Genomic DNA, 25,253 nt, shown 5'->3' on the forward strand with positions numbered 1-25,253 from the left:
ATAAATTGGACATGTCTCTAATGCCTATATATATGCTTGTCACTCGGAATGATGATTATATTTCTTCAATTGTTGTCAGCTTATTTACTTAAATTTTCAACACATTGGATGAAACGATCACCACGCTCTTCAAACGTCGAAAACTGATCCCAACTTGCACAAGCAGGTGAAAGTAAAATCATATCACCTTGATTAGATTGACGATAAGCTTCTTCAACAGCCTCTTCTAACGTATTGACTTTAGACACGTTTGTGTTTTGTGAGCGGTGCCCGGCATTTGCTAATTTGTTTGCCGTCTCACCATAACAGACGAGGTGATGAACGTAATGGTTTAAGTGCTCGATCAATTCATCAAACTCATTTCCACGGTCCAATCCACCGGCAATCAAAACGACTGGTTTGTCTGGAAAAGCGCTTAAAGCCTTTTGTGTCGCCAGTATATTCGTTGCTTTCGAATTATTATAAAAAGTACGTTCATTCACAGTATCAACATATTGTAAGCGATGCTTTACGCCTTGGAAATTCTCAAGAACAGAACGAATGACTTCGGCGGATACACCCGACTCGTTAGCCGCTAAAGATGCTGCAAGGGCATTCTCGATGTTGTAATCCCCTGGTAACGCTACATCACGCGTACGCATCAATGGTTCACCTTTGAGGTAGATCATTCCTCCCTGGACATAAGCCCCTTCTTTTAGAGGGGTGGACATTGAAAACGGACGCTTATTAGCATCTGCATTACTTACTAATTGACAAACAGTTGGATCATCAGCATTGTATATAAGCACATCTGTTTTTGTTTGATTTGCAAACAGCTGCGCTTTCGCATGTTGATAGGCTTCTCTTGTACCGTGATAGTCTAAATGAGCATCAACAACATTAAGAAAAACAGCGATATTAGGACGAAATGTTTCTGTTCCTTGCAATTGAAAACTTGATAATTCTGTAACGACCGTCGTTTCACTCGTCGCTTCCTGAACAACCTCTGATGCGACATAACCAATGTTTCCTGCAAGACGCGCAGGCTTGTCCATCTCGTCCAACATTTCAAAAACCATCGTCGTGGTTGTTGTTTTGCCGTTAGACCCTGTAATCCCTACCAAGCAACCTGGATTCACACGATAAGCAAGCTCTACTTCCGTCCATACAGGAATGTTCATCTCTTGCGCTTTCTCTACCATTGGATTTGTATAAGGAATACCAGGGTTCTTGACGACAAAATCAACATTCTCATCTAACAAAGAAACAGGGTGGCTTCCACCAACTGCTTTAATGCCTCTGTTTTCAAGCCATAGAGATTCATCGCCTTCAATTTCACGACGCTCATTGACAGTAACCTTCGCCCCAAGCTTTAATAATAGGTTAATTGCAGCGAATCCACTCTTCGCTAAGCCGAGTACCAATACATGTTTTCCATTTACATCATCGATTTCTCTCATATTAACCACACCTCTAAATAAATAGCTGCAACGCTAAAAAGAAAACCAACTAACCAAAAAGTAACAACAACGCGCCACTCACTCCAACCAGATAGTTCGTAGTGGTGATGTAATGGGCTCATCTTAAATACACGTTTACCTGTAAACTTAAATGCAATGACTTGGATAATGACCGATAATGTCTCAATGACAAATACGCCACCAATAATAATGAGCATCAATTCTAATTTCAATAAAATCGCGATCGCCGCAATCGCTCCTCCTAATGCTAGTGACCCAGTATCACCCATAAATACTTTTGCAGGGTGAGCATTAAAGACGAGAAACCCTAGCACCGCACCTACGACAGCAATTGAAAACATCGCAATAATATAATGAGATTCAGCAAATGCTAAAATAGCAAATGCACCGAATGCGATCGCTGCAGTTCCTGACACTAACCCATCGAGTCCGTCTGTCAGATTCACTGCGTTTGAAGAACCGACAAGCATGATGACAACGAACGGAAAATATAGCCACCCTAAATCAATAGATAACGATGTTGCAGGTAAAGTCAAAACGGTGCTAACACCAATTTCTGTAAGACCCCAATAAAACAAACCAGCAACCAATAATTGCCCTAGAAACTTTTGCTTTGATGTTAGCCCTAGATTTCTTTTTAAAACGACCTTAATGAAGTCATCTAGAAAACCAAGTAATCCAAAACCAACAGTCACGAGCAGAAGCATCCATACTTCCGTGTTGATACTATGGAATTTACCTGCCATAACAAGTGTGGAGACGATGATAGAGAAAAGAATAATCACGCCTCCCATCGTCGGCGTACCTGTTTTCTTTTGATGCGATTTCGGACCCTCATCCCGAATGCTTTGTCCAAACTTCAATCTCTTTAAAAATGGAATGAGCAACGGGGAGAGCAGCACGGAAAGCAAAAATGATAATCCTAATGTCAATAAAAGTCCTTGTTCCAACATTTTCGGAACTCCTTTCTAACGGCTGCACAATTCTTCGATGATTTCTTCAAATTTCAATCCACGTGATGCTTTAAATAAAACAACAGTTTGTTCATCTAGGTTTTCACGGATGAATGGCTCCGCTATCTCTTTCGAGGAAAAGTGTTTTACTTTTAGTTTATCGTCAAATTGCTCCGTTAATGCCTGAGCAATCCATAATGCTTTTTCACCAACAGTCACCACATCAGTAATTGGTGTTCTTATCACTTCGGCGACACTTTTATGTAACGATTTTTCTTCATCGCCTAATTCATACATATCCCCAAGCACTACAATTTTGCGTTTGTAACCTTCAAGTTGAATGATCGATTCAATCGCTGCTTTCATCGATGTCGGACTAGCGTTATAAGCATCATTGATCAATAGCGCTGAAGTGTTTGGACACTTTAACCGTTCCATACGCATTGCGGTTTTTGCCATGTTCTTCAAACGCTGACGAACAGTCTGGCGATCTATATGAAAATGGTTAGCTACTGCAATTGTATATAATGCATTTTTTACATGATGCTCACCAATCATGGCCAAATGATAACATTCATCATCATTTGAGACTTGAAAACTTACGCCATCATGTGTCGAAGCAATATTTTTTGAAAATAAATCTGCTTGCGCTGATCGAACACTACAAGTCAACTTTTGTACAAAATAGTCCTTATCGAGAAGGGGCTCATCCCCGTCTACAATCAATGTACCTTCATGTGTCATCCCATCTAAAATTTCTAACTTCGCCTTAGCAATTCCTTCTCGTGAGCCTAATTGCTCCATATGGGATTCTCCAATATTTGTAATCACACTAAGATCAGGGCACACATGTTGGCTTAGGAAAGAAATTTCTCCTGCATGGTTCATTCCCAACTCAACAACGAGCACCTCTGTATCCTTCGGCATTTGTAACAATGTCAACGGCATACCGATATGATTGTTATAATTACCTTTTGTTTTATGTACATGTAATGACCCTTCTAACACATGCGCAACCATATCTTTCGTTGTTGTTTTTCCAATACTACCTGTTACTGCGACGACCGAAGGGTTTACTTCATTCAAATAACGCTTGGAAAGCTGTTGCATTGCGACCAATGTATCTTGCACGTAAAAGATTGGAACATTTATTTTTTCAACCGTTTCAGGTAAAGGACGCCCCTCTTGCCAAAACAATGCCTTAGCACCTGATGTTACAGCTGTTTCAGCAAATTCATGACCATCAAATCTCTCACCAATAATCGGTACGAATAGTTCCCCTTTTTTTACCGTTCGACTATCTATACTCACACCAGTAAGTACATCCTCTGAATTAAATGAACCTGTATACGACCGACATTCGCTTTTTAAAAGTTTGTAAGGAATGTTTGCGCTCATTACGCTCTCCCTTTCATCGCTTGTTTCGCTACAAGACGGTCATCAAAATCCAGCCTTTGACCCCCGACTTCTTGGTATGTCTCATGGCCTTTTCCTGCGATCACAATCACATCACCTGCTTGAGCCTGATCGACCGCTTTGTTAATCGCTTCTTTCCTATCGACAATCGTTTCGTAATCTTCTTTCGGCACGCCTGCTTCCATATCTTCAAGGATCAATTCTGGTTTTTCTGAACGTGGGTTGTCAGAAGTAAAAATCGATCGATCTGCATAACGACAAGCAACCTCTGCCATCACTGGACGTTTCGTACGATCTCTATCACCACCACAGCCGACGACGACCGTTAATGATCCTTGGCATACCTCAGTTGCCGTTTGTAAAACATTCTCTAAGCTATCAGGTGTATGCGCGTAATCAACAATTACAGAGTAATCAGCATCGACATCGACACGTTCAAAACGCCCAGGTACACCTGCCACACTATGCATCGCATCACGGATTCGTTCAAGGTCGATGCCCGCTGCGTAACATGCCGCAATTGATGCGAGAGCATTATAAACATTAAAGCGACCAAGTAGATTCAAAGAAAACGGAAGCGTCGTTCGTGGTGTTTTAAGTTGAAAAGTCGTTCCTTTTGGCGTTGCTTCAACATTTACAGCTTGAAGATCGGCCTCATTTTCGAGGCCGTACGTAATGACTGGAGCTGCGGACGCCTCTTCAAAAAACGGAGCCGCTTCGTCATCACGATTGATGACAGCATATTTCGGAGAACGGTGGTATGCGTTACCAAGCTGAGAGAATAATAAACTTTTGGAAAAGCGGTAATGATCCATTGTTTTATGATAGTCGAGATGGTCTTGTGTTAAATTTGTAAAAACTGCAATATCGTAATCACAACCCCATACACGACCTAGAGAAAGTGCATGTGAGGAGACTTCCATAACAGCTGCATTCACATTGTTATCAACCATACGATCAAACGTTTGTTGAAGAGGGAGGGCAGCTGGGGTTGTATTTACAACGTCTTCGGTCTCTCCGTTCATTTTTACGTAAAGGGTCCCAATCAAACCTGTCCCCTTACCTTCATACTGAAGAATTTGCTCAATAAAATGCGTTGTTGTTGTCTTTCCGTTCGTCCCCGTCACACCGATGAGCTGAAACTTCGAAGTCGGGTGATCATAATATTTATTTGCAATGAGCGCCATCGCACGGTTCACGTCCTTAACGATGACAACTGGAATGTCTACTGACACTGGACGTTCTGCAATGATTGCGACAGCCCCATTTTTTTCAGCTTCTTCTGCAAAATCATGCCCGTCAACGGTATAACCCGGCACACAAAAGAACAAACTTCCTAGTGTGACATGACGAGAATCCATTTCAAGGTGATGGACGACCGGGTCTTCCTCAGTCGACATTGAATAAAACGGGATTGAATCTATGAGTTGCTGCAAAGTAAACATGTCTTATCCTCCAATGCATACGTACGAATTTCAATAAAAGGCTAACCTATAGGATACATGAAGACTGTCAAGGAGACAACTGTTTCTAAGTATTGTAAGTCATTATGACTAGTCTTCTTTATCATCAAGATAAATACGTACCGTTGATCCAACTTCCACCTTAGCACCTGGGTCTGGTGCTTGGTTCACGACAACTTCTCCATCCCCATGAGCATCCACTTGCAAGTCATAATACGAATCATACAGTTCTCGCTTTGTTCGGCCGATTAAATCAGGCACTTCTTTTAACGGTTCTTCATCCCAATTTAGTTCTTTTTCAATTTGATCCTCCCGCTTCTCTACCCCCATTGCCCGCAAACTATCATCAATAATATTACCGACGATTGGCGCAACGACCGTCCCCCCGAATTGCATCGTATCTTTCGGGTTATCGATGGCTACATACACGACGATTTCAGGATCATCTGCAGGGGCAAAACCAATAAAAGAAACAATATGGTTATTTTCAAGGTAACGACCGCCTTGAGCTTTTTGAGCTGTTCCTGTTTTCCCGCCAACACGATAGCCATCGACGTATGCACCGCGACCTGTACCTTTAGCAACAACGTGCTCTAGAGCATTTCGGACTTTTTTAGAGGTTTCTTCTGAGATCAATTCACGCTGCACCGTAGGGTTTTGTCGGTGTACAACTTCTCCCGTCTCTGAGTCAATCCATTCTTTTCCTAGATAAGGTTGATACAAACGCCCGCCATTTATGGCAGCAGATACAGCTACCACTTGTTGGATCGGTGTAACGGATACACCTTGACCAAATGCTGTCGTTGCTTGTTCTAACGGACCAACATTATCAAGGTCAAACAAAATCCCTGTTCCCTCACCTTGCAAGTCGATCCCTGTTTGTTCCCCAAAACCGAAGTCACCGATATATTGAAACAATTTCTCTTTTCCTAAGCGGTCACCGAGCTCAACAAAACCAGGGTTGCATGAGTTTTGTACGACTTCTAAAAAGCTTTGATGGCCGTGACCTCCTTTTTTCCAACAACGCAAATTTTGCCCTGCTACTTCAACATGTCCTGGATCGTTAAAAGAGTCATCTTGTAAGTCGACTTTTTCTTCTTCTAATGCCGCTGCTAACGTAATAATCTTAAACGTCGAACCCGGTTCATATTGGCTCCACACTGGCTTATTTTGATTGTATATTTCTGGTGATACTTCTTGGAAATCTTCTGGGTCATAGTCAGGACGCGACGACATAGCTAAAACTTCTCCAGAATTTGGATCCATTGCAATAGCAGTCGCTCCATCTGGATTATATGTTGCTTCTGCAATGTCTAATTCTCGTTCAATGATCGTTTGGACATCACTATTGATCGTTAACCTTAAGTCTTGGCCATCGATAGGAGGGGTATACTCGTCTGCTAGGTTCGGCATCCTTCTCCCTTTTGCATCAGAGTAAAAAGACACAGACCCCGACTTCCCCGACAACTGCTCATCATAATACTGCTCAATGCCTGTTAACCCTTGGTTATCAATCCCTGCAAAACCTAATACATGCGATAAATATTGCCCAAATGGATAATGGCGCTTATTATCTTCAGCAATGTAAACACCGTCTAAAGTCAATGACCGCACGCTATCTGCGGTCTCGTTATCAATTTTTCTACCTTCAGGGTTAATGCGTACGATTGACTCTTGCTTCGTTACAAACTCATAAGCCCGCTCTCGTTCCATATTTAATGCTTCAGCAAGTTTATCTGCCGTTTCTACAGGGTCATCGATCTGTCTTGGTACAACGAGCACAGATGGTGCACTAACATTCGTTGCAAGTGCAACATCGTTACGGTCAAGGATCTCGCCCCTCTTTGCTTCAAATGGGATATCACGACTCCATGATTCTGCTGCTAACTCCCCAATTTCGCCCCCAGCAAAAATCTGAACATAACCAAGGCGCAATATGATAACAAAAAATACTAACAAACCGACGAGCAACGTGATAATTAAACGACGTCGAACCGTCACTAAAGAAACTCGTTTCATGAAAACCCACACCCTTTTCAACATTTAGGCTTGGTTTACTTTATGAAACGAGCTTCGATATTAGAACCTAGCAATCTAGCTTAGTTCATGAAAAACTCACCTTCTTCAAAATCTGCTTGTTCATTTTCATCTAATTCATCTTCAGCGTTTTCTGGTTCGTCTATCAATTGGGTTCGTGGGCTTAAGTTCACAGATAACTTCCCACCTTGGTTGATCTCTGTTCCTGAGTGTAGGTTTTGTTCAAACACAAATCCATTCCCATTAACGGTAACCTCTACCCCTGTCAAAGACGCGAACATATGAACTTGTCTTTTTGACCAGCCATTCATGTCAGGGACTTTATAGGGTCCGCGATCAGTTTGAATAAACATCGTTTCTCCTGGAAGTAAAATGTCATTTTCACCCGGGAGGTGTTCAATGATTTCATCGCCTCCCCCAATCGGTATGACATTCACACCACTTTCTTCTAATTCATCAAGAATACCGTTAAGCGAATCCCCTCGGTAATCATCAACTTCGAAACCAACATCCTCAATCTGTTCTTCAACCGATGGCTCACCTGTAATATTTAAATACTGGAGGGTTTGTTTCATTACTGGGCGAAACACTTCGGATACAGGTTGCGAACCAACTTCATATGGTTCAAGATCAGGCCTGTCCACTGCAACATACACTAACACTTGAGGATCATCTTGAGGAGCCATCCCCATAAATGAATAAATGTGGTTACCCGCCCCTGTTTTATAACCTGGCTGATCAGGATGAGGAATTTGTGCCGTCCCCGTTTTTCCTGCAATGTCTAATCCCTCAATTGCATAAGGTTGCCCCGTACCATTTGAAGAACTGACAACAGTACCTAGTAGTTCACGCACTTCATGTGCCGTTTCTGCAGAAATTGGTTCAGCAACACCTTCCCGCTCCCCTTGGTATACCGTTTTTTCTTCATTTGGATCTATAATCGTATCAATAATATATGGTTGGATCATTTCACCATCATTTGCAAATGCTGTCGCCGCTTGTATTTGTTGGATAGGTGTCACAGCTGTACCTTGACCAAACGACGTCGTAATCGCGTCAATCGGGTACTGTTCCGCGATTAATCCTCCTACTTCATTTGGCAACTGGATTCCCGTCTTATCACGAAAACCGAAAAACTCTAAGTAATCATACAGTTTATCAGCACCCAAGTGATCGTCTACTAATTTTGCAAACGCAACGTTCGAAGACCGTTGTACACCTTCTCTGTAAGTGATTTCTCCCCAACCTCGACCTTGGTTATGGTCAGATATTCTTGTCGCACCGAACTGTGCACTCCCAGATTGAAAGGTTTCGTCTGCATCGAAAATCCCTTCCTCAATAGCAGCTGCTAATGTGTACATTTTCATCGTTGAGCCAGGTTCGAACCGCGATGAAATCGTATAATTCGTGTAATTTTCAATATGTTGATATTCATTTGGGTTAAAACTTGGGCGATTGGACATGCCGAGAACTTCCCCTGTTTGAGCATCTGCAACAACTGCCATTATCCTCTCTGGGGTATACCTTTCATCTACATTAGACATCGCTTGCTCTAATACCATTTGAATATTACTATCTATCGTTAACTGCAAATGGTGACCATCTTTCGGTTCTTCTACTAATTCTTTTGTATTGGGCAGCGGTCGGCTAAGGTCATCTTGTTGAAAGGTCATTTTCCCGTCTTCTTCTTCCAAATAATCATTATACATAGATTCTAGGCCCATTCTCGCTTCTCCCATATCGCGTTCAGTATAACCTAGAACGTGCGAAGCGAATGTTTGCATAGAATAATATCTTCGTGGCTCTTCAACAAAACGAATGCCATCTAAATCTAAATCTTCAATTTCTTGCATTGTTTCATAACTTAAATGTTTTGCTTGTGGACCTAGTTCAACTTGAAAAAGGTCCTTATCAATCCCATTTGTTAAATATCGATTTATTACTTCACTTTCTATTTCCAAAACCGTAGAAAGTGCATTCGCTGTTTCTTCAGCATCTTCAACGTAACTGGTGAAACGATCATCCAATATCGCAACGACTGTGTACGAAGGGATCTCTTCGGCTAACACTTCTCCATCGCGATCTAAAATCATACCGCGTTCCCCTTCAAGAATACTTGATTGCGACCAATGGCGTTCTATCAATTGCTCAAGTTCATTTCCGCTCACTTCTTTCGCTGCTTGGATATAAATAAAACGGCCAAATATACCTAAAAAAAAGAGAAAAAAAAGGATAAAAAGACCTACTGCCCTAACTTTCATCCGCCTTCTTGTCTTCATACTAACGTCCCTTCCTTTGCGTTCGTGCAAAAAACTAGTTCACAATGAACTAGTTTTGCACCACCTGAACGTTATAATCATTTAATTCCATGTTCAACTCATTTTGAGCAATATGTAGGATTCGATCTGGATCTGAAAGGTCTTTGACTTGCAACTGCAACCCTTCATTTACACTCTGTTGTTGTTCGACGGTCTGTTCGATTTGATGAATATTCGTATTCATCATATAAATCGTTGCATAATTAGATAACATCGCGTACAAAGCGGCAATAACAATGATGACCATAAGGGGATACAAAACTTTTTCCCCTTTCGTAAAACCACCTTTAAAAACGCGTTCGCGATACGTTTTCGTCTGCTCTTCAATTTGCGGGTTTCCTTGTTGTTGTAATTTTTTTGCTAAAGAACTCATCAACATTCCTCCCGTTTTTGTTTTTCTGCAATTCGACATTTGGCTGAATGTGCACGATGGTTTTCAGCTAACTCCTGTTCACTTGCTGTGATCGGTTTCCTGGTGATGAGTTTTAATGTTGGCTCGTAACCATCAGGAATAACAGGTAAATCCTTCGGTAAAGGTGGTGGTTCACTTTGAGATTTAAACACTTGCTTACAAATCCGATCCTCAAGTGAATGGAATGTAATTACCCCTATTCGCCCACCCACATTAAGTGCATCGATCCCTGTCTCTAACGCTTCTTTAAAAACATTTAATTCATCATTTACAGCAATGCGTATCGCTTGAAACGTTCGTTTAGCAGGATGTCCACCTTTTCTCCTTGCTGCAGCTGGGATGGCTTCTTTTATGATATCTACTAGTTCGTGCGTTGTTTCAATTGGTTTTTGTTCGCGGTGTTTTTCAATTTTACGCGCAATTTGTTTTGCAAACTTCTCCTCACCGTATTTACGAATCGTCTGTGCCACTTCTTCAAATGACCATTCGTTGACAAGATCTTTGGCTGTAAAGTCCTGACTTTGGTCCATACGCATATCTAATGGTGCATCGTGTTGATAACTAAATCCTCTTTTTGCTTCATCTAGCTGAGGCGACGAAACACCTAGGTCAAAAATAATCCCGTCAACACCAGAAATCTCTAAGTCACCGATCACTTCCTTTAAATCACCGAAGTTTCTTTGAATGTAAGTAATACGGTCACTCCAAGGTGCAAGTCGTTGCTTTGCCGCTTCCATCGCCTTTATATCTTGGTCAAAGGCAATTAAACGCCCTTCTGGACTCAGTCGTTTGACAATTTCTTCACTATGACCACCGCCTCCAAGCGTACAGTCAATATAAATTCCATTTGGATCGACACTAATTCCATCCACTAACTCGTTTTTCATAACAGTAACGTGATCAAACATCGTTACAGTCTCCTCCTATTCTGATGAACCCAAGCCATTAGGCACTTACAAACTACACGCAAATCGAAATATGTAAGTAGTTACACACCACCTGTCGTTACTCCGTGCCTATGTGACTTTATTTAAATGTTCATATTAAAAAATTTGTATGTGGTGATTTTATACGAATTGGGTCAACCATTGTGCCCATTTTGAAACGAAACTTCTTGATTATCCTTTGTTAAAAGAAAGAATTCTATAAATCAAAGTCAACAATCCCTTCGGCAATCTCTGCAAAAGATTCCTCGGACTCTGCATAATAACTTTCCCAAATCGATTCGCTCCAAATCTCAACCCGATTTGATACACCAATGATGACACATTCCTTATCTAACTGTGCGTAACTTCTTAACGTAGAAGCAATATTGGCACGTCCTTGCTTATCAAGTTCACATTCTGTTGCGCCTGAAAAGAAAAAACGAGTAAATGCACGAGCATCTTTTTTTGTGAAAGGGAGGTTTTTCAGTTTTTGTTCGAGCTGCTTCCATTCTTCTAATGGATAGACGAACAAACAATGGTCAAGTCCACGTGTCACGATGAAAGATGACCCTAGACCGTCACGAAATTTGGCAGGAATGATTATACGCCCCTTGTCATCAATCGTATGACGATACTCGCCTAGGAACATCCAAATTCACCCCTTCATCCCCCACTTTATAACACTACAATACCACATTGCCCCACTTTCCTCCACTTAATTTCTAAATTTCGATCAAGGAACAAAAAAATCCTGCGATTGTCGCAGGATTTTTTTCTAAAATTATAAAAACACGAGGTCGTGCGTGCCATCGAATGTCCATTTTGAGGAATGAATAAGTCGTAGAAATAAATCTGGACCGTATTCATTGAGAAAAGGTAACGGGTTAATGACCCGCTCTTGTAGTGACCCATTTGGGAATAACCACGTATTCATTTCATCAAACCGATCTAAGTCTGCCGCCATAGCACGGTTCATTCTTGTTTCAATCGTTTGTTGATACGCTTTTAACTCCCGAAGCGCACGATCTCGATAACGTTTCGCTTCATCTACCGACGTTTCTTCAATGTCACTAACAAGCTTTTCAATAACAGCATACGCCTCGCTCCACGACTGCTCCACTTGTTTAAATGGGTCAGAAACATCTTTTGAACGATGCTTTTCATACCAGTTTTGCTTTTCTTTTTCTGCTTCACCTTCTAAGACACTTTCTACAGATAAGGAAGTTTTTAATAAATCTTTTTCAACACGCCTGTTTACAAGTGTCATATTTAAACGCGGAATAAGCGGCGGCATCGTTCGCTTATTTAAGTGAAAGCACTGACCTAGCGTTCCCCAATAACGCAATTCACCAGGACCAGCAACAAATGCCAGAACTGGTAACGCAAATTCTTGAGCGAGGGGTCTCGTTACGACATTTGTGCTTAAACGATAAGGCTCATTAGCTGCAATGTGAAGTAATTCCTCTTCGGTCCAAGTTTTCGCTAACATTTCATTATAAAATAAACCATCTTCATTTTGAGAAAGTAAAAAACGCTCCCCTTCAATACAAATAAATAAGTGAGCGTTCTCTTTTTTTTGTGCAATTGGCTCACCATACTCGGCTGAAGCGAACTTTTCGGCTTGGTTTAAAAAAGCCTTCCTTAACGATTGATTGTGTTTAATCAACGAACGGAATACATCACGTTGCAAAAAACGAAATGATCGATCATCTGCATCGATTAACACAAGTCCACTACCTGCTAGCCATTGGTGGGATAAAAAGGCGAAAAAGTCAACGTAAGTTTCCGAGTTATCCAAAGCTTCGTGAATGTTTTTCCATAATTCCTTCGTATATGCCGTCTCTCGTACTTGTTGAAATGCCTCAAGCAATACTTTTTCAACTTTGTCCCGGTCAAGTGGCCGAGCGGATGCAGAGTAACGTAAATCATTTCTTTCCGGTAGGGTATGCTTGCGCGCCCCTGTATTTGTCGGAACATAAAAGTGGTTAATTTCATCAATGTCATGATCTTCACCGGCAATCCAAAAAATCGGGACAATCGGTACTTGTAACTTCTCTTCTTGTTCTTTCGCAAAAATGACGACTGAGATCATTTTATGTAGTGTATACAATGGACCTGTCAACAGACCTGCTTGTTGCCCTCCGACAACAGCAACAGCCCTAGGGTCATTGAACTTTTCAATTTGCTCAAACGTCTCACTTGATGCACCGTACTTTTCATTAAAATTTATGAGCACATCTTTAAGCTTACCACGTTCAAAAGAGGATTCATTCAAAGCAGAAATACGCTCATTAAAAGATTGATCCGATAATGGATAATCATAAAATGTTGAAAGAGGATATTCCCCTTCTCGATACGCTTTTACAAATGAAGAAACCTCAAACTTGTGGCTTTTTTCAACCTTCATGGTATATAACAACCTTTCCGTACATAGCCAAACATATTTAAAGATAAAAATTTAACGTACTTCCGAAAGAAGTCTCCCTCTTCAAGCAACCCGTAAGGTGGTAAGTGGTGGAAGTGATTCACATATGTAAACATATCACTTATAAATCCTTGTTCATTATAGCAAAGTTTCTTTTTACGACCAATAATTTTGATTAGCCACCACCGCCTCTACCGTTGTGACCATTCCATACAACATAAAAATAAGATAAAAAGCCACAAATATTAAAAAATGTAAGCGCCAAACTTGTCGTACAACTTTTAATAGATATACATCCTCGTACTTTTTCCAATATAAAAACGTAATAAGCGCAGTTAAAAGCAGGAAAAATAAGATCGTTAACCAAAAAATTGACACATTCCAAATCTCAGCTATCATCACTTGAACTGACGCAATAAATAATATCGTACTTCCGTCAACGGCAATTTTCAATGACCGACTTGGGTTTTTATTCCACTTCACTGTTATGATGTAAAATAAAAATAACCCTAAAAACGGGACTGTTACAAGTGTCGCGATGAAGGCTCCAAATATTGTACTCACGAACTCTGCCTCCTTTCCATCCCTGTAATTGAATGATACAAAAATGTGACAAGAGGAAGGGAAACTGACATCGATCGGCCTTCTTCAAGTATGTAACCCAAAATGGCATCTACTTCCGTCTTATGATTTGAACGAAGATCAACACTCATTGATGATCGGTTGTTCGCCGTTTGTTGAATCACGCGCCGTACAGTTTCCCAGTGCTCCTCTACCGATTCAATTTGAATAACTTGAATCACTTCATAAAATAACGCTTGAAGATTCGAGTAATATTCCTCACACTCTAGCAACTCACCATTATAAATATCGTACAATGCCGTTAACGGATTAATACAAGCATTGATAACAAGTTTTTGTTGTAATGATTGTTCTATTTTATGTTCATAACTTGCCTTAAGACCACCTTGTATCATTTCAGATGCAAGTAAATGAGCAGTTGGTTCTCCACTTTTATTGAGTTCTCCAAGAAATAGATTTCCTTCTCCAGTATGGACAGCCACCCGATCATTCGACTTCATCGCCCCATGCGTAACGACACCAATAACCACCGGGGATCGCCAACCTTTTAAGAGAGGAATATGAGCCATCCCATTTTGCAAAAAAACACATGCCGGTAACTGACGATCGTCTATCTGCAATTTTTCTAGAAGAGGTTGAATATCGTATTGTTTCATTGCAAAAATAATCAAGTCCGCTTTACGCCATGTACCATCGTAAGTAAACCGTTGGCAATCAGGATATGTATATTCCTTACTACGTTCTCGCCTAACTTCGATACCACGTTCACGTATCGACATCATCTGCTCTTTTCGCCGAACATAAATCGTCACATCGTGACTTCGTAAACTTGCGGCGACGAGCATTCCGATCGCACCACTACCAATGACCGCAACTTTCATCCCCATCCCCCCACTAATGCCACTTTTGAAATATTTTATCATACAAAAGAACGAATCCAAGCTATTCGTAAAAATTACGTCGAGAAAATTATTAAATTCATTTATAGATTATTCAGTCATTTTTATTGTAAAATAAATGTAAGCGTATACAATCTTTAGCTAGAGGAGGAATTGACTTGAATTACATGGATGTTCAGCGTTTAAGCGTAAATTTTAAAACACTTGAAGAATTCGAAAACTTTAAGGAATACGGCTCACAAGAACTATCAATGAAAGAAGACCTACAAAGCGATATTATTGAAGATAACAGTGAGTCACCTTTTTATGGTATATATTTCGGTAATAAACTCGTTGCAAGAATGAGCTTATATAAAATCGATCGAAAATACGACCAATATTTCTCCCCACCACAAGATTACTTAGAACTTTGGAAATTGGAAGTATTAGGTCCTTATCAAGGCAAAGGTTTCGGGCGCGCACTTGTTGACTACGCAAAATCTTTAAATCTACCTGTAAAAACAAATGCCAGGCAACGCTCAGATCATTTTTGGGAAAAGATGGGCTTTTCTCCACTTACCTACGATAAAGACCGAGATCGAGGGGAAAATCCATATGTTTGGTTTCCAAAAGGTGTTAGTGAACAAAAATAATGAACCGTGTCAACAAGCAAAAAAACTCGGTGCACAGCGTGCTTCCGAGTTTTTTTGCTTCCTGTAGTTGTCAAGAAGAAGTTAATTACCCTCCCTGACTTTGTTTTTCATAATCATCCATATCAGAGGTTGCCTTTTTCATCGCTTGAATTAACAAGTGATAACGCTGCTCTAAATCCTGATAACGGTGACGTAATCGTTCAAGTTCGCTTTCTAAATTATTTTTTTCATTTTGGAGATTTTCTACCGTATCTCTCAAAACACGTAAATCTTCTTCAGAAGTTGTAGCACCTTCTTCATTTAATTTTTGCCGTTGTTTTTCTAGAAACTCAATCACCGTTACTAATGCCTCTTCGATCTCTGAATCGTCAGTTGACACATCAGGACCACTTTCACTGTTAGAAAGGTTAGGTGGCGTGTCATCTTCTGAACTGGCATACCATTTTTTTCTATCTTCCTTTGCTCGAGCGATCGCTGATTTATATTGTTTACGAATCGTTGAATTCCACCGAAACCCACACGCCGCAGAAGTTCGCGATAACTTGCGTGCCACTTCTTCAAAAGCAGCTAATTGTGTTCCTCCTTCACGTATGTGACGCAAGACAACTTCTGCGAGGAGGAGATCCTCATCTTTACTCCACGCATCTTGTCTGACCACACATCGTCCCCCCTTCCTCCTAGTAACTATATTGCCAGTGTATGCAACTACTAGAAATGGTAGACGATAAAATTTTCAATGCGGCCCTTAAAGCACGTTTTGGATCTCCATACTCACCAAAAAAACAAGTCATATATGTACATTGACATTCAATCATATCTCCGTTGGTGGCGTTTTGTTTCAATAAATTCCTCAACAGCTAGTAAATGTGCTTCTCGCTCCCAAAGTAAAGCACATTGTTTAGCTTCTCTTTTCATTTCTTCTCTTAACCCTTTAAATTGATTACTAGTTAGGATTTGCTGTTTATAACGGATAAGTGGTTCATATGATTGATTCAAAACCGGCTCTAACCATTCAAGAAGACCATCCCACTTCCCAGTAATATAATCAACAAAGCCAATTCTATTAGCTTGTTCACTGTCATAGATCACACCGCTCATCAACATTTGCATTGCTATGGAACTTTGAACCCTTCTTCTTAATAAAGCACCGCCACCCCACCCCGTTGTTAAATGGAGTTTTGCTTGGATAAACCCTAACTTCGTCTTTGGTTTTGCAACACGCCAATCACATGCTGTTGCAAGTTCAGCCCCACCTCCAACCGCCGGACCATCTAAATACGCGACCGTAGGAAATGGCAATGTCGCAATTCGATAAATAACATCAGCCATTGGTATGAGCATTGTTTCTGCTTCTTCTTTTGTTGTTAGAGCGTGGAAAGCTTGCAAATCACCACCTGCACAAAAAGCACCACCTTCTCCACGAATGATTAACATTTTCGTTGAGTCGCTGTGTTCGATCTCTTTTAACGCTTCTTGAAAAGCTGTGATCAAAGACCAATTAACAGCGTTCTTACGCCTCGGTCGATTAAGTGACCAGACTAAGACTCCAGGTTGAACTTCTTCTTTAAGTAGGACCTTCATTCTCATCAAACTCCTTCAAAAAGCAATAAAAAAAACAGGAAGGGGGGCGCTCCTTCCTGCTGCACATAAGTCGTTATTTGCTCACGACTTCTTTTCCTTTATAACTACCACACTCTTTACATACGCGATGCGATAACTTCATTTCACCGCATTCTGGGCATTCAACCATACCAGGTACAGTTAGCTTTTTGTGAGTACGACGCATATTTTTACGAGTTGTGGATGTTTTACGCTTTGGTACTGCCATTTGTCCCACCTCCTTAACGAAAGTTCCAGACAACGTCATGCCTATTTCAATGACTGATCGAAGCCTTACTTCTCTTCATCAAAAAATTTTTCTAATTCTTTTAGTCGAGGATCCACTTTTTGTTCTTGTTCTTCTTCGGTAATCAGTTCCCAACCATTACCGGATTGTGGTGCCTGCCCTTCATTGTCACCGCTAAAGATTTGTATCGGAATCTCTAGTAAAATCCGTTCCTTAATGTACGGAAGTAAGTCAACGGTATTGTTGTCCAATTCATGAACATCATCTTCCTCATCATCGAAGGTGGCCCAATCATCTAACTTAAATGTCTCACTAGCTTCGATCTCGAACGGAAACAACACATCATTCAATGTTCTAGAGCAAGGCAGCGTCATTTCTCCAATAATCGTCAGCATAAACGTGACCGAACGTTCCGAAAAAACAGCGTGACCCTTTACGTGAACAGTGGATATATCCCTAATTTGTTGGTCCATATCCATTAAACCAGAAACATCAACGGTCTCATCTAAGGATAAACCCTTTTTTTTCAGCGTTTGTAACTGCTGTATCGACCATTTCATTCATTTTTCACCTCAAGACAACAAATGTATTATAGCTTTGCACAAGGCTTTTGTCAATATGATTCCTAAATAAGCGCCCTTTCAAAGGACGATAAATTTAAACTTTTTATAGCATAACAAAAATGATCCCAAATGCCAAAATTAATTTCAACCTATTATTCATATATCAATCGTAGCTTCGGCACAAATCGTATTTTCTATACAATTTGCAGATCTTTCTTTCACTATCTATAATAAAAATGAAACATGTCACATTTAGTTAGGAGAGGCGAGCGAAATGAAAGCTGCTGGTATCATCGTAGAATATAACCCATTCCACTATGGGCATCTTCATCATTTAAATGAAACAAAACGTCAATCGAAATCAAACGTTATTGTTGCTGTCATGAGTGGGCCATTTTTACAACGAGGGGAGCCTGCACTCGTTGACAAATGGACACGAACAAAAATTGCTTTAACACAAGGTGTTGACATTGTTGTTGAATTACCTTATGCTTTTGCAACGCAAAAAGCTGAAACTTTCGCCACAGGAGCAGTTGCGCTCTTAAATGAGTTAAAAGTCAATACAATTTGTTTCGGGAGTGAATCTGGTGATATTTCCGCATTCGAAGAGATGGTCGAACGCCGCCGCATTCATGAAGACACCTTCAACACCGTTGTAAAGGAAACCGTAGCCCTAGGCAAAAGTTACCCACAAGCGATTGCTGCAGCATGGCAAGCAATCTCACAATCATCAACGCCGATTGATTTAACAAAACCTAATAATATTTTAGGCTACCATTATGTTGAGGCGATTCATCATTTGCAATCCGAAATGCTCGCTATGACAATCCAACGACGTGGAGCTGACTATCACGATCAAACAATTGCCGACCATCACTTTGCAAGTGCAACAAGCATTCGAAACACACTTTTTCATAATGAAGAGGATAATCTTTTTGAGAAGCTCAATCAAGTGATGCCAGCCGGATCACTTCACTACATTAACCAATACCGAGAACTTTACGGTTTATGGCACCATTGGGATGATTACTATCCACTTTTAAAATATAAACTCATGACAACCGCTACCGACCAGTTAAAAGATATATACGAGTGTGAAGAAGGACTCGAACATCGACTCGTTCAAAGCGATCAATCAAGCTCCTCATTCACCGGTTTTATTGACGATGTAAACACGAAAAGATACACAAAAACGCGTTTACAAAGGTTGTTTGCCCATATTATTACAAACGCAGGCAAAAAGGTCATGAAAAAAGCTGATCCATCTAATCCGCCCTACATCCGTTTATTAGGAATGTCCAAACAAGGACAACAATACATATCAACCATTAAAAAGCAAGTGAATATCCCACTTGTGACCAATACACCTTCTTTTTCTCACCCATTACTCGACTTAGACTTAACAGCACAACACGTATATCGTTGGCCAGCCTTTATCGTAAATTCACAACACGCTCCGAATGACGAACATAAAAGATACCCTCTACGATACGATGAAAAGACAGGTACTTTTCAATAAGTACCTGTCTTAAGTATCATCTTCATTTATGGAAGAGCATCTAAATACTCTAGCGCATCTTCAAAGGTATTTACTGGGACGATATCCATGTCACTATCAATCTCCTCAGCCGTCTTCTTGGCAACTTCATAATTTGAATATTGAGCGCCAAATTCAGCTGGCGCAAAGAAAGCATCGGCTCCTGACTGTTCAGACGCTAGCACTTTTTGATGAACGCCACCTATGCGTCCGACAGTTCCTTCTTCATTAATAGAACCTGTTCCTGCAATATCATACCCTTTTGTTATATCTTCATCACTTAGCTGGTTCATGATCTCTAAAGTAAACATAAGACCAGCAGAAGGCCCTCCGATCTTGTCTGTATCAATCGAAACATCAGGGTCTTGAATTAAATCTCTATCCGTCATAGGATTTGCTATGCCAATTCCTGCATTCTCCCCTTCAGGGTCGATCTCTTCTGGAAATGGAGAAACAGAGACCTCAACTGTTTTCTCTTCTTCATCATCTCTAATAATTGTTAGCTCTAAATCATCACCGGCTTCAAATTGTGAAAGTCGATCGAGAAATGTTTCAACGTCTAATGTTTCTTCTCCCTCGACTGCAACAATTAAATCTCCGAGCTCTAATGCGTTTTCAGCAGACATCCCTTTAATTATAGACGTCACCAATATACCATTATTCTCAAAGTAAACTTCTTTTCCCATATAGTCGTAAGCAACGAGAACAGCTGTCTCTTGCGAACTAGACATGACCATCATTTGACGGTGATGATATTCCTCATCCGATTCGCCTTCTGGACGAACTTCCGTTTCATGAACAAGCTCTCGTTGATCACTTAAAAGTGCCCAGACGTAATTCACGATATTTGCTTGCCCCATCCGAACTGTCGTCAACATAAAAGACCCTTCATAAGGGTGACCTCCTGCGACTTCAATCACTTCATCTAACTTTTTCGGTTCGCCCGGAAGTGTAAAATAATATGGAAGTTGATAAAAATTCACAAAAAATACAATCGCCAACACGACAATCCAACGTACTAAGAAGTTCCTTTTAACCTTCGTTCTGCTATGCTTGCTCGTTTCCATCTTGCTTCTCCTTCCATGTCTCAAGCTGATTTTTCACAAGAGGAAGCTGATCACGCATCGCTTGCTCTCCTTGTCGAATAATTTCATGAACATGTTGAAATGATGTCGACTTAAAATGGGAGACGAGTGGTTGAATCATACAATCAGCTGCAATATGGCGGTCACTGACAAGTTCACGCTCCATAATATCCATACTTTGCATGATCACATCATAGATCGACAAAATTTCCGGATCTGTATCAAAATACGAAACATCTACGCCGATCGTATAAGCTGCACCCATATCACGAACGACTGATACAGGCACGCGATCAATGACCCCCCCGTCTACATAAAGTTCGCCATCGATTTGGTGGGGGACAAATATCCCAGGAATCGCAATACTTGCCCTGACCGCTTCAGCTATATCTCCTTCTCGAAAAACTGTACGTTTTCCGTTGCGAAGGTTTGTAGCCACGATAGCCATTTTTCTAGGTAAGTCTTCAATGTTTTTACCACGAACGAGCATTTTTGTAAACGTTCGTGCTTTTTCTCCTTTAATGAGCCCCATTTTAGGTACGGTAAAGTCCATAAAATATTTCCGGCGAAACTGGAACGCCATTTTCTCTAAAATACTGGGGGAATAACCTGCACCATATAGCGAACCTACAAGGGCCCCCATACTACTGCCCGCAATAAAATCAACCGGTATCCCTTCTTCTTCCAACACCTTCAATACTCCGATATGTGCAAAACCTCTTGAACCACCTGAACCTAGTGCCAATCCTATTTTTGGATAGCCTGACATGAAAATGGAACACTTCCCCTCTTTAGAAAAAATGATTCTAAGCTCGTGATTCTTACGTATATTGGTAATGGGACAGGTTTATTCGTTAAAAAGGAGGATCACATTGCTTGAACTTCATGCACCTTAAAACATTGACCCTTTCAATGACAGCAACATCATTAGCAATAGCGCTAATATCTTTTCCGAAAGAAGCGTATAACGCATCTGTTCGTGGTTTAACGATGTGGTGGGAAGTTGTGTTCCCTTCCCTTTTACCGTTTTTTATCGTTTCCGAACTATTGATTAGCTTTGGCGTCGTGACATTTCTCGGAGCACTTCTTGAACCCATTATGCGCCCACTTTTCCGGGTCCCTGGCACTGGCGGCTTTGTATGGGCAATGGGTATGGCATCGGGGTTCCCCGCTGGTGCCAAATTAACCGTCCGACTTCGACAAGAGGGAAAGCTTTCGAAAACAGAGGCTGAACGTTTAGTAACTTTCACGAATGCATCCAATCCCTTATTTATTTTCGGGGCAATTTCTGTTGGCTTTTTTCACGATCCTAAACTCGGTTTTCTTCTGGCTGCTTGCCATTATGGGGGGAACCTATGCGTCGGCCTTATTATGCGCTTTCATGGTTCTACAGATATAGAACAAGGCAAAGAAGGTCAACAAAAACACACCGGATCTTTAAGGCGAGCGTTTCAACAAATGCATGAAGATCGCCTCAAAGACGGCAGGCCGATCGGAAAAGTACTTGGTGATGGCATAAATAGCTCTGTCAAGACACTCCTTATGATCGGCGGTTTTATCATTTTATTTTCCGTTTTGAATGAAATGCTTCAACTCATTCAAATACAAGCACTATTTGCAAGTTTATTTGCGATCGTGCTCAGTGCTATGCAAATTTCGAACGAACTCAGCCCTGCGTTAATTTCTGGTTTATTTGAAATTACACTTGGAAGCCAAATCGCTAGTGAGACGAACAATACTTCTATATTCCATCAAGTCATTATCACTAGTTTCATTATCGGTTTTTCCGGATTTAGTGTCCAAGCTCAAGTTGCAAGCATATTATCTGAAAGTGACATTCAATTTCGCCCTTACTTCTTTGCAAGAATCTTACATGGGTTCATTGCAAGCCTTTTAGCTGTGCTACTTTACCATCCACTGTACACATTGCGTGGGGATGTAACCGCAGCAACCTTCGCAACCGAAAATGCAATGAATGGTTTCATTTATGTATATCATTGGCTTTTACAATATGGACATATATTAACAACATTCACACTCGTTATTTGGGTGATTTTGTTTGCGAAAAAGTATCAAGATCGTGGGGAGGTTCATACCAGAAAATAATTCTCCCCCTCTCTACTTTTTAATTAGAAGACGAGTATTTTTGACGTAACGCTTCTTCTACAGTAGGTGGGACAAGATCGCCTACTGGGGCTTGATATTTAGCAATCTCTTTTACAATACTCGAGCTTAGATAGGAGTATTTATTGTTTGTCATCATAAAAAATGTCTCAACTTCTTCGTCTAGCTTGCGGTTAATTGACGCCATTTGCAATTCATATTCAAAGTCTGACACTGCACGGAGACCTTTAATGATTGCATTGGCGTTTTTTTGCCGTACATAGTCAATTAATAGCCCGTGAAACGAATCTATAGTGACATTAGGAAGATCTTTTGTCGTTTCCTCTAGTAAATGAACCCTCTCCTCAACAGAAAACAACGGTTCTTTCGTACGGTTATTTAAAACAGCCACGATCACTTGATCAAAAACTTTCGTACCTCGTGTTATTATATCTAAGTGTCCTCGAGTCACAGGGTCAAAACTCCCTGGACAAACCGCTATACTAGCCATTATTCTTCCTCCTTCATTTGAAAAATCGTCACAACGGTATCACCATAACGATCATTATGTATTTGTTCTAATTTCTCATAAGTACCTTGTAAATGAACATCTTGCACGTGCTCTACAATAACAAGTCCTTCATCGTTCACAAGCCCTTCACTCGACAACTTTGTTAGCGTTTCTGATAGACGATGGCGATGGTAGGGAGGATCTAGAAAAACATAATCAAAACGTAGCCCCCGCTTACTTGCTGCTTTCAATGCACGCGTAGCATCATTACGGTACGTTTCAGATTTTGATTCAAAACGGCAAGCGCGAATATTTTCAACCATTTGTCGATACTGAGATGAGTCCTTTTCAACAAAAATGGCAAAATCACAACCACGACTCAACGCTTCGATACCTAATCCCCCTGATCCAGCATATAAGTCTAGAACTTTTCCTTCATGAAAATAGGGACCTATTCGGTTGAACATCGCTTCCTTTACTTTATCCGTTGTAGGACGTGTCGTATGCCCTTGCAATGTTTTTAACTTTACGCCTTTTTCCGAGCCTGAAATTACTCGCATAAAACGACACCTCAATTCGTGTATTGATCTCTCCTATACTACCACAAATCAAATCTAACCGAAACGCAAGGCGAGTTGTAATTTTCTGAATATTATTTTCTTTGAGTTTGACGTATAATATTTTGTCTCTCGTCGATAATATAGATAGCAGCATGATCCATCATGTTGCTGACAACCGCGGAGAAGGCTTACGTTTCCCCATAAGTTCTTCCTCCGGTTTCTCCTCTCCCATAGCCTACGCAAATGAAGCATAAAGTTTTGTTTGCCATGAGGCAGGGGCTGACGTTGTTCGTCAGCCCCTTTTCTATATCACATCGACGCTTAATAGTGAATAAAAAAGCTGATCCTCCCCCTTTACTTTCATCACACCTAGTAAAATTACTAGTCAGAATGAAAGTTACACTCGGAGAGAATCAGCTTGCTTTTCATTTAGGAAAGTATTAAATTTGAATTGGTCGCTCGTGAGCTAGGCGTTTCGCTTTTCTGTCTAGCTGTAACGCCTACGAGCTCGAGGTTGCTTCAGTTCGTTAATGAAAGCCAAAAAGCGGCTTTCTTTTACCGAACTTCCAGCACTGGTCGCTCGTGAGCTAGGCGTTTCGCTTTTCTGTCTATATTCCCATTTTATAATCGTACTCTTTCGCTTTATCCGGCTTCGCATCTTGATATTCAGTATTGACCCACGGCCGCATTGACATTTGTACTTCTTTAACAAAATGGAGAGATGATATCTTTTCCATCGTTGTTTCAACTTCATCTTGCTCACAATATAGGATGACGTATTTCATACGTCTTGAAACATAATGAATGTTTCCAAAACGCCGAAGTTGCTTCACCTGTTTTAAAGACTTGATCCATACGGCTATTCCTACGCGATCTCCGATCATCACAGCTACTCCTTTTTACAAGCTTGCTTTTTTACAGTCTAGCATCTGTTATGACTACGCGCAACTGAAGTCAAAGACCCAAATTATGAACAACCACAACTTCCACCGCTACCACAGCCGCCGCTACAGCCTGCTTGATCAAAGAATGGATTTCCAGTTGGAACTTTAATAAATGGTGACACAGCATACGCAATTTTTTGACTGATATCCGTCAATAACTCGTCCAATTCTTTTTCAGCACGCTTAAATTCTGCCACTAATGGGTAAGTATCAAGTTCTCTTTTTTTCTCTCGAACTTCTTTACTTATCGAATCAAAATCTGGGTGGTATTTCCCAAAGCGTTGAACCTCTTCGTACTTTTCCTTTAACGTTTGAAACTGAGCGATTTTTTCCATCACTTGTTTATCATCACGAAGATTAGCTTTCGCCTGTTTATATTCATCAAATACGTCTGATGACGTAACCATATCCGCTATGTTGTTGGCTTGTTCTACAACATCAATTTGCGTGGCGGTTGTATCCATAATAACACCTCCAACCGCAGTATAACATGCACATGATAAGAAGGCGAATGTGTTGTTAACATCTATCGCTCTTAACTAATCAAATCAATTTCATAATAGATGATGTAACGATCATTT

At 40.7% G+C, this 25,253-nt stretch carries 25 protein-coding genes; 3 read left to right on the forward strand and 22 right to left on the reverse strand.

Annotated elements, in window-relative coordinates; genetic code table 11:
- Window positions 1-80: 80 nt before the first annotated feature.
- The 12 genes from murD to HNQ41_RS01590 all read right to left on the reverse strand — a co-directional run bounded on the left by murD (window position 81) and on the right by HNQ41_RS01590 (window position 14,873).
- The gene (gene murD / locus HNQ41_RS01535; RefSeq protein WP_184662646.1) at window positions 81-1,439 is read right to left on the reverse strand and encodes a UDP-N-acetylmuramoyl-L-alanine--D-glutamate ligase; all 1,359 of its coding nucleotides are present in this window, start codon (window positions 1,437-1,439) and stop codon (window positions 81-83) included.
- Window positions 1,436-2,413, reverse strand: a complete 978-nt coding sequence (mraY, locus tag HNQ41_RS01540) for a phospho-N-acetylmuramoyl-pentapeptide-transferase (RefSeq protein WP_184662647.1) — start codon at window positions 2,411-2,413, stop codon at window positions 1,436-1,438. Before mraY ends, murD begins: the two co-directional genes overlap by 4 nt.
- A gap of 15 nt (window positions 2,414-2,428) precedes the next feature.
- Window positions 2,429-3,811, reverse strand: coding sequence for a UDP-N-acetylmuramoyl-tripeptide--D-alanyl-D-alanine ligase (locus HNQ41_RS01545; protein WP_184662648.1), 1,383 nt, complete (start codon window positions 3,809-3,811; stop codon window positions 2,429-2,431).
- Complete coding sequence (locus HNQ41_RS01550; RefSeq protein ID WP_184662649.1) at window positions 3,811-5,274, reverse strand: UDP-N-acetylmuramoyl-L-alanyl-D-glutamate--2,6-diaminopimelate ligase; 1,464 nt, start codon at window positions 5,272-5,274, stop codon at window positions 3,811-3,813. The genes HNQ41_RS01545 and HNQ41_RS01550 overlap by 1 nt, the downstream gene beginning before the upstream one ends.
- Before the next feature lie 108 nt (window positions 5,275-5,382).
- Window positions 5,383-7,311, reverse strand: a complete 1,929-nt coding sequence (locus HNQ41_RS01555) for a stage V sporulation protein D (protein ID WP_184662650.1) — start codon at window positions 7,309-7,311, stop codon at window positions 5,383-5,385.
- A gap of 80 nt (window positions 7,312-7,391) precedes the next feature.
- Window positions 7,392-9,608 (reverse strand): penicillin-binding protein, encoded by a 2,217-nt coding sequence (locus HNQ41_RS01560; RefSeq protein ID WP_184662651.1) that lies wholly within the window; start codon window positions 9,606-9,608, stop codon window positions 7,392-7,394.
- 49 nt (window positions 9,609-9,657) lie between these two features.
- Entirely contained in the window at window positions 9,658-10,020 is a 363-nt protein-coding gene (gene ftsL / locus HNQ41_RS01565; RefSeq protein ID WP_184662652.1) for a cell division protein FtsL, read from the reverse strand.
- Entirely contained in the window at window positions 10,020-10,967 is a 948-nt protein-coding gene (gene rsmH, locus HNQ41_RS01570; RefSeq protein ID WP_184662653.1) for a 16S rRNA (cytosine(1402)-N(4))-methyltransferase RsmH, read from the reverse strand. The genes ftsL and rsmH overlap by 1 nt, the downstream gene beginning before the upstream one ends.
- 235 nt (window positions 10,968-11,202) lie before the next feature.
- Entirely contained in the window at window positions 11,203-11,634 is a 432-nt protein-coding gene (gene mraZ, locus HNQ41_RS01575) for a division/cell wall cluster transcriptional repressor MraZ (protein ID WP_184662654.1), read from the reverse strand.
- Window positions 11,635-11,766: 132 nt separating this feature from the next.
- Window positions 11,767-13,392, reverse strand: coding sequence for a bacillithiol biosynthesis cysteine-adding enzyme BshC (gene bshC, locus HNQ41_RS01580; protein WP_184662655.1), 1,626 nt, complete (start codon window positions 13,390-13,392; stop codon window positions 11,767-11,769).
- Between the two features lie 174 nt (window positions 13,393-13,566).
- On the reverse strand, window positions 13,567-13,974 hold the full coding sequence (locus HNQ41_RS01585; protein WP_184662656.1) for a DUF3397 family protein: 408 nt from the start codon (window positions 13,972-13,974) through the stop codon (window positions 13,567-13,569).
- Entirely contained in the window at window positions 13,971-14,873 is a 903-nt protein-coding gene (locus HNQ41_RS01590) for a 2-dehydropantoate 2-reductase (protein WP_184662657.1), read from the reverse strand. Before HNQ41_RS01590 ends, HNQ41_RS01585 begins: the two co-directional genes overlap by 4 nt.
- Before the next feature lie 185 nt (window positions 14,874-15,058).
- Between HNQ41_RS01590 and HNQ41_RS01595 the strand changes: the two genes are divergently transcribed.
- Window positions 15,059-15,523 (forward strand): N-acetyltransferase, encoded by a 465-nt coding sequence (locus HNQ41_RS01595; RefSeq protein ID WP_425506941.1) that lies wholly within the window; start codon window positions 15,059-15,061, stop codon window positions 15,521-15,523.
- An 85-nt stretch (window positions 15,524-15,608) separates the two neighbouring features.
- Here HNQ41_RS01595 and HNQ41_RS16570 read toward each other — a convergent pair whose 3' ends face one another.
- The 4 genes from HNQ41_RS16570 to HNQ41_RS01615 form a co-directional block, all read right to left on the reverse strand.
- Window positions 15,609-16,181, reverse strand: coding sequence for an RsfA family transcriptional regulator (locus HNQ41_RS16570; protein ID WP_343043306.1), 573 nt, complete (start codon window positions 16,179-16,181; stop codon window positions 15,609-15,611).
- Between the two features lie 149 nt (window positions 16,182-16,330).
- On the reverse strand, window positions 16,331-17,104 hold the full coding sequence (locus HNQ41_RS01605; RefSeq protein WP_184662659.1) for an enoyl-CoA hydratase/isomerase family protein: 774 nt from the start codon (window positions 17,102-17,104) through the stop codon (window positions 16,331-16,333).
- Between the two features lie 73 nt (window positions 17,105-17,177).
- The gene (gene rpmF / locus HNQ41_RS01610; RefSeq protein WP_184662660.1) at window positions 17,178-17,351 is read right to left on the reverse strand and encodes a 50S ribosomal protein L32; all 174 of its coding nucleotides are present in this window, start codon (window positions 17,349-17,351) and stop codon (window positions 17,178-17,180) included.
- 65 nt (window positions 17,352-17,416) lie between these two features.
- Entirely contained in the window at window positions 17,417-17,929 is a 513-nt protein-coding gene (locus tag HNQ41_RS01615; RefSeq protein WP_184662661.1) for a YceD family protein, read from the reverse strand.
- A gap of 277 nt (window positions 17,930-18,206) precedes the next feature.
- Between HNQ41_RS01615 and HNQ41_RS01620 the strand changes: the two genes are divergently transcribed.
- Window positions 18,207-19,451: a nucleotidyltransferase gene (locus HNQ41_RS01620; protein ID WP_184662662.1), complete on the forward strand. Its 1,245-nt coding sequence runs from the start codon at window positions 18,207-18,209 to the stop codon at window positions 19,449-19,451.
- A gap of 26 nt (window positions 19,452-19,477) precedes the next feature.
- Here HNQ41_RS01620 and HNQ41_RS01625 read toward each other — a convergent pair whose 3' ends face one another.
- Together HNQ41_RS01625 and HNQ41_RS01630 are read right to left on the reverse strand one after the other, a co-directional pair.
- Window positions 19,478-20,536 (reverse strand): SepM family pheromone-processing serine protease, encoded by a 1,059-nt coding sequence (locus tag HNQ41_RS01625; RefSeq protein WP_184662663.1) that lies wholly within the window; start codon window positions 20,534-20,536, stop codon window positions 19,478-19,480.
- On the reverse strand, window positions 20,517-21,323 hold the full coding sequence (locus HNQ41_RS01630; protein WP_184662664.1) for a patatin-like phospholipase family protein: 807 nt from the start codon (window positions 21,321-21,323) through the stop codon (window positions 20,517-20,519). The genes HNQ41_RS01625 and HNQ41_RS01630 overlap by 20 nt, the downstream gene beginning before the upstream one ends.
- A 107-nt stretch (window positions 21,324-21,430) precedes the next feature.
- Between HNQ41_RS01630 and ylbJ the strand changes: the two genes are divergently transcribed.
- Window positions 21,431-22,660 (forward strand): sporulation integral membrane protein YlbJ, encoded by a 1,230-nt coding sequence (gene ylbJ, locus HNQ41_RS01635; RefSeq protein WP_425506937.1) that lies wholly within the window; start codon window positions 21,431-21,433, stop codon window positions 22,658-22,660.
- A gap of 19 nt (window positions 22,661-22,679) precedes the next feature.
- Here the strand turns inward: ylbJ and coaD are convergent, their stop codons facing one another.
- The 4 genes from coaD to HNQ41_RS01655 all read right to left on the reverse strand — a co-directional run bounded on the left by coaD (window position 22,680) and on the right by HNQ41_RS01655 (window position 25,139).
- Window positions 22,680-23,168: a pantetheine-phosphate adenylyltransferase gene (gene coaD, locus HNQ41_RS01640; RefSeq protein ID WP_184662665.1), complete on the reverse strand. Its 489-nt coding sequence runs from the start codon at window positions 23,166-23,168 to the stop codon at window positions 22,680-22,682.
- Window positions 23,168-23,728 carry a 16S rRNA (guanine(966)-N(2))-methyltransferase RsmD gene (rsmD, locus tag HNQ41_RS01645; RefSeq protein ID WP_184662666.1) on the reverse strand — a complete coding sequence of 187 codons (561 nt, stop codon included), beginning with the start codon at window positions 23,726-23,728 and terminating at the stop codon, window positions 23,168-23,170. Before rsmD ends, coaD begins: the two co-directional genes overlap by 1 nt.
- A gap of 608 nt (window positions 23,729-24,336) precedes the next feature.
- The gene (locus tag HNQ41_RS01650) at window positions 24,337-24,612 is read right to left on the reverse strand and encodes a YlbG family protein (RefSeq protein ID WP_184662667.1); all 276 of its coding nucleotides are present in this window, start codon (window positions 24,610-24,612) and stop codon (window positions 24,337-24,339) included.
- Window positions 24,613-24,695: 83 nt separating this feature from the next.
- Window positions 24,696-25,139 carry a YlbF/YmcA family competence regulator gene (locus tag HNQ41_RS01655; RefSeq protein ID WP_425506942.1) on the reverse strand — a complete coding sequence of 148 codons (444 nt, stop codon included), beginning with the start codon at window positions 25,137-25,139 and terminating at the stop codon, window positions 24,696-24,698.
- Between the last annotated feature and the right edge of the window lie 114 nt (window positions 25,140-25,253).

It is taken from the genome of Texcoconibacillus texcoconensis (assembly GCF_014202575.1).
GTDB classification, from domain to species: Bacteria; Bacillota; Bacilli; order Bacillales; family Salisediminibacteriaceae; genus Texcoconibacillus; species Texcoconibacillus texcoconensis.